Raw genomic sequence first — 3,974 nt, forward strand, 5'->3', positions numbered from 1 at the left:
CTTCAGCCCGTGCAAGGCTTCGATCTGCTCATTTACCTGCTGCAGCTTTCCCTCATACGTGGCCAGCATCTCCTCGCAATATTCATAACCGTCAGGATCGGCCACTTCCGTTCTGAATAACGCTTTGATCTCTTCAACCGTCAATCCCAGTTTCAAGTACAGCTGGATCGCCTTGACCCGCCCGACGGCCGATTCAGGGAAATCCCGGTAATCGTTATTTAGTCTGTCGGCGATTAGAAGACCTTGATTTTCGTAATGACGGATCGAGCGGGCACTGACATGGGTTAATTGCGACAATTCGCTGATTTTCACTCCGGGTCGCCCCTTTCCTAGTCATCTTATCTTCATTATACAGTCAGGATGGTTACAGCCACAATCCATTGTCCCCGCCCGCTTACTCTCTGTTCCGGCCGCTTTACGCTCTTGGCGTTATTTATCTGTGCAGGAATACTTTGGATAACCTTGGTTCACAATAAGATGCGACTTTACGCTCAGAACGGAGGCTTCTTATGGATAACGTTATGCTGGCACGGTCACTGTTCGGATCGTCCATGGCGTTTCATATCATCTTTGCGACACTCGGGGTTGGCATCCCCTTCATGATCGTCACGCCAACGCTGGACCAAGGCCTCGCCATTCTCCTTGGCGTCGCCATTCCGTCGGGAACCCTGGTCGGCGTGATGCTGTCCCTCTTGTGGCCCGGCTTTATGGAAATCGTCGGCCAAGTGATCGCGCTTCCCTTCCAGATTGAGATCTGGGCATTTTTCCTCGAGGCGCTGTTCATGTCCATCTATGTCTACGCGGCGGATCGGCTTCCGCCAACCCTGCGGATTCTGAGTGTCATCTTTGTTGCGATCGGATCCAGCATGTCCGCTGTGCTCATTACCGACGCCCACGCCTGGATGAATACGCCCAGCGGCTTCCGGATGGAAAATGGCCGGGTGTTTGACGTCCATCCATGGGCGGCCGTGTTCAACCCGAGCCTGCCGACGACGGCCATGCATGTCCTGCTCTCGGCCTATATGACCGGCGCGTTTGCGGTCGCTTCGGTAGCCGCCTATAAGCTGCTGAAGCGCGGATCGTCGGAACGCGAGCGGTCCTATCACCAGAAGAGCCTGTTCCTTGGACTGCTCATCGGCGGGATCATTTCGCTCATGACGGCGCTGAGCGGCCACGAAACCGCGCAAATGCTGCATGTGCATCAGCCCGAGAAGCTGGCAGCGGCGGAGGGACTCTTTGAGACCCAAGCCTATGCTCCGCTCGCGATCGGCGGTGTCACTGATAAAGAAACCCGCAGTATTAAAGGCGCCATCGAAATTCCGTGGGCGCTCAGCTTTCTGGCGGGCAACCGGTTCGACACGGTGGTGAAGGGTCTGAACGATTTTCCGGAGGATCAGTGGCCTCCCCTGATCATTCATACGCTGTTCAACGTCATGGTCGGGATCGGCACATTGCTGATCCTCGCATCGGCTTTTACGGTCGGTCTGCGGCTGCTGACCAAGCGTCCCTATCCGAGGTGGCTGCTGTCCGCCCTGCTGCTGGCCGGCCCGCTGTCCATGATCGGCATTGAAACGGGCTGGGTGTTCAGCTGTACGGGGCGTCAGCCGTGGACGATCTACCATATGCAGACGACGGCGTCGGCCGCGACGAAGGCGCAGCATCTCGGCTCGCTGTTTGTCCTTTTCCTTGGCATGTANGTTTTTCTGCTCATCGTCACGGCCGTGGTGATGTACTACTATTTCAAACGGCATCCGGTCACCTTCGATGGGGTGGAGGGCGTAAACGGAGAGGGGAGAAGCCTATGAGCGACACGCAGCTTGCGATCACCATTCTCTGGTGCTTTATTTTCATCTATTCCATCGCCGGTTCCATCGACTTCGGCGCTGGCTTCTGGTCCATGGTGTTCAGCAGACGGAATCCGCATGCGGCCGACATCGCGAATCGCTTCCTATCCCCTTCCTGGGAAGTCACCAACGTCTTCCTCGTCCTGCTCGTGGTCGCGCTGGTCGGCTTTTTTCCCCGGGCCGCTTATGTCCTGGGCACGCTCCTGCTCGTGCCGGTGAGCCTGGTGCTCGTCCTGCTGCTGTTTCGGAGCGCGTTCATCGTCTATTCGTACTCTGTCCAGAAGCATGAACTGGCGCTTCGGATCGTGTCCGGCGTTACCGGACTGCTGATCCCCGGTCTGCTCGTCAGCGTGCTGCCGATTTCGCTTGGCGGATTTATTCACATGAGCCAGGGGTTTCCCCAGCTGGAGTTCGGGAAGCTGCTGACCAGCGCCACGCTGTACGCCCACGTCGGCTTCGGCATTCTGACCGAGCTGTTCCTGTCGGCCTTGTTCCTGTCCGACTACGGCCGGGAAGCCGGCGACGAACAGGTCTCGCAGCACTACCGCTCCATCGCGGTCGTTCTGGGGCCGCTGGCGCTGGCGATGGCCGTCCTGGCGACGTTTACGATGGTTCCGGAAGCGTTATGGATCGTAGCCCGAATGCAGGAGCAGTCGATGTGGTTCTTGCTGTCGGTCGTCGCTTTTGCCATCGGGTACGGTGCACTGTGGATCCGCCGGAAAAACGGCAGAAAAGGCTGGCTGCGCCTGTCCGTCGTCGCCGTGATTCTGCAGTTTGCCCTGGCGAGCTACGCCTACGGGAGAGCGCATATGCCCTACATCGTCCACCCCTACCTGACCGTGGAGGCCGGTTTTACGAACCACTCGATGTTCGTGTCGCTGCTCTGGGGATACGGCTTCGGCACCGTCATTCTGCTGCCGGCGTTTATTTTGTTCTGGTGGTTATTCCTGAAGGACAAGCGGTATTTGCGGACAAAATAATACGACCTGCAGAAGCTGACCGGCGCCCATTGCCGGTCGGCTTCTTTTGCATGGCATACTGCCGAAATATTGCGGCGTTGGAGCATAGGGAAATTGATGACAACTGTCACATCAAAGTCATGACAACCGTGAATACCGGGAGTTTCGGTCCGTTTGATATGATGAATCCAGTGAAGATCATATCCATTCGGAGGAGTTAACATTATGAAAAAACCATCTGGCACTATCCATATTTCCGCCATACGCGGAACGGCAAGCGGCGTTTTTTTTATGGCCTTATTCGGTACGCTGTGGGCGTATACCGGCATCATGGGATTGCAGGAGTTAGCAGCTCCTTTGTGGTTAGCCGCAGCTGTCGCCATTGGGGTTGTGCTGTTCATCGGAGGTGCCTCGCTGATCCGTGGGTCGCGGAAGATCAAGGATCAAAGCACAGTAGCTGATGCAAGGCCCGGCAAACGGATCGCCATCCGTTTCAATCTCGTCTTTGCGGCAGAGGGTGCCGCAATCGCCATTGCGGTTGCTGTCTGCTATGCCGCCGGCCGCACGGCGTTGATCCCTATTGTCACCGCTCTGATTGTCGGAATTCACTTTTTTCCGCTGGCCTCTTTGTTCCGGGTCAAGTTTTATCATCTGACCGGGGCGTTACTGTGTCTGCTCGCGCTAGCAACACTGTTGTTCCTGCCTGTGGAGGCCAGCTTTGGCGCGGCTCACATCAATGCGTATATGTCCGTAGTCGGCCTTGGGTCCGCCTTGATTCTGTGGGGCACCGGCACTGTCATATGGTTCATGGGAAAAAGATTGCTGACGATAAGCAAACTGTAACATCTGTCTTTCATTCCGCCACTCGCCGCATTAGAAAACTTCGATTGACGAATCTTCAAGGAAAGCAGGCTGCACTTAGCGGAAGCTTTCCTTGTGATATCGGAAATCAAAATCTCAGATGCACATACTTATCCTTAATCCAGGAACCGGCCAAATGCCGGTTCTTTTGTGTTACCGTCCAGCTTGAAACGTAGATAGTAAATATCGGGCGCAATATGGGCATACATAGAATGTAATCCAAAATAGAAGCCGCTGCGAGGTTAATGATATGCCGGAAATACATTTAGGGCCCGTAACCCTCAAACTAATCGTCGGATTTTTTTTATTG

Annotated in this window: 4 protein-coding genes; 3 read left to right on the forward strand and 1 reads right to left on the reverse strand. The window is 55.4% G+C overall.

The features are described 5' to 3' along the window. The coding region (locus CPT76_RS18540; RefSeq protein WP_105443879.1) for a MerR family transcriptional regulator at positions 1 to 312 on the reverse strand (312 nt) is incomplete at its 3' end. A 197-nt stretch (positions 313 to 509) separates the two neighbouring features. Between CPT76_RS18540 and CPT76_RS18545 the strand changes: the two genes are divergently transcribed. From CPT76_RS18545 to CPT76_RS18555, 3 genes are all read left to right on the forward strand, one after another. Beyond that, positions 510 to 1,805: a cytochrome ubiquinol oxidase subunit I gene (locus CPT76_RS18545; protein WP_105443880.1), complete on the forward strand. Its 1,296-nt coding sequence runs from the start codon at positions 510 to 512 to the stop codon at positions 1,803 to 1,805. Beyond that, complete coding sequence (locus CPT76_RS18550) at positions 1,802 to 2,824, forward strand: cytochrome d ubiquinol oxidase subunit II (RefSeq protein ID WP_105443881.1); 1,023 nt, start codon at positions 1,802 to 1,804, stop codon at positions 2,822 to 2,824. Before CPT76_RS18545 ends, CPT76_RS18550 begins: the two co-directional genes overlap by 4 nt. Before the next feature lie 204 nt (positions 2,825 to 3,028). After that, positions 3,029 to 3,646: a hypothetical protein gene (locus CPT76_RS18555; protein ID WP_105443882.1), complete on the forward strand. Its 618-nt coding sequence runs from the start codon at positions 3,029 to 3,031 to the stop codon at positions 3,644 to 3,646. Positions 3,647 to 3,974: the final 328 nt, after the last annotated feature.

Source organism: Paenibacillus sp. AR247, from assembly GCF_002968895.1.
Lineage (GTDB): Bacteria > Bacillota > Bacilli > Paenibacillales > Paenibacillaceae > Paenibacillus_AQ > Paenibacillus_AQ favisporus.

Excerpts from the sequence above, each read along its gene's own strand:
- CPT76_RS18550 (WP_105443881.1), top strand. The coding sequence starts at position 1,802 with ATGAGCGACACGCAGCTTGCGATCACCATTCTCTGGTGCTTTATTTTC.
- CPT76_RS18555 (WP_105443882.1), top strand. The coding sequence starts at position 3,029 with ATGAAAAAACCATCTGGCACTATCCATATTTCCGCCATACGCGGAACG.